This is a genomic window from Bartonella queenslandensis AUST/NH15, assembly GCF_000312585.1.
GTDB classification, from domain to species: Bacteria; Pseudomonadota; Alphaproteobacteria; order Rhizobiales; family Rhizobiaceae; genus Bartonella; species Bartonella queenslandensis_A.
Genome location: NZ_HE998239.1, coordinates 1 through 1,297, shown reverse-complemented (window position 1 = coordinate 1,297; position 1,297 = coordinate 1). Strand labels below are relative to the sequence as shown.

The following is a 1,297-nucleotide window of genomic DNA, read 5'->3' as shown; positions in this document are numbered from 1 at the left end:
ATATTGATGTAAGTGATATGCAATTGATTCTTCTGCTAATTTTTGAAGTGCGGGATCAAGCGTTGTTTGAATAATTAAACTATAGCTTGGAAGTTGATCACGCATTTTTTTGACTTCTTCGAACGCCCAATCAAGAAAATAATCAGGTTGATTATTTTCTATTTGGGGAAGGGCCTTAGCAGGATGGCGATGTGCGTTGATAATTTGGCTCTTCGTCATAAAGCCACTATGAACGAGATTGGAGAGGACGACATTGGCACGTGTTTGAGCAGCAAAGAGATGACTATGAGGGGCATATTTTGTTGGAGCTTTAAAGAGTCCGGCTAACATAGCCGATTCACTTAAAGAGACATGACGGATGTCTTTTCCAAAATAAAATTTTGCAGCGGCAGCAATACCAAAATTGTTTCCTCCCATATAAGCTCGGTCGAGATAAAGTTGTAAAATCTGTTTTTTGCTAAAATTTGCTTCTAACCAAAGAGCAAGATAAGCTTCTTTGATTTTACGTGTTATCGTTCTCTCGTTTGTTAAGAAGAGATTTTTAGCCAATTGTTGTGTAAGGGATGAACCACCTTGTACTACACTTTTAGCTTGCATATTTTGTGAAATTGCCCGTGTAAGTCCCTGAAAATCAATGCCCCAATGATCGAAAAAACGACGGTCTTCTGTTGCGAGAACGGCTTTAATAACAGAGTCAGGCATTTCCTCAACAGGGACAGAGATTGCCGGTAGTGCACCACGGTGCCCAATGGGATTTCCATAGCGATCTAGAAAAAGAATAGAAAAGTTTTTGGGAGAAGACCAGTCTGTTTTGGTCAATTCAAAAATAGAAATGCCCAAAACGGTGAAAAGAGTAAACCCCATCAAGCCTAATGTCATTATTTCATCGAGAACTTCAACGACAAAACGTTTCCATCCTTGAAGATGAAAACTTTGTGAGATGATTTTCGCCTTTTTCCAGAAAGAACTGTTAGCAGAACGAATGTGATAAAGCGCTGTATCTAATCGCGCATCTAATTCGATGAGAGCAGGGCTGTGAAATGGTTTATGGTGTTTTCCTTTCTTTTTTTTAAAAAAATCAAACATTTAAAGAGAGCCTATAGTAAAGCAATACAATCAAACAAATCTACAATAATTATATGGAGTAGAAATATTCTTTTGCTATAGTGCTAATAGAGAAAGAATTTATTTTAGAATTATTCATTTTTTGTGGGAGAGAGTATTAAGGATTTATTATTTTATTCAATAAATTTTCTTTTCATTATTAAAAAGATTTTATTTTGAATTTTTTAAAATT

The 1,297-nt window shown here is 35.7% G+C and carries 1 protein-coding gene; it reads right to left on the bottom strand.

What is annotated here, in order from left to right; all coding sequences use genetic code 11:
* Positions 1–1,086, bottom strand: a 1,086-nt coding sequence (locus BN338_RS10015) for a transglycosylase domain-containing protein (protein WP_039762005.1), incomplete at its 3' end; no start/stop codon positions are given.
* Positions 1,087–1,297 lie beyond the last annotated feature (211 nt).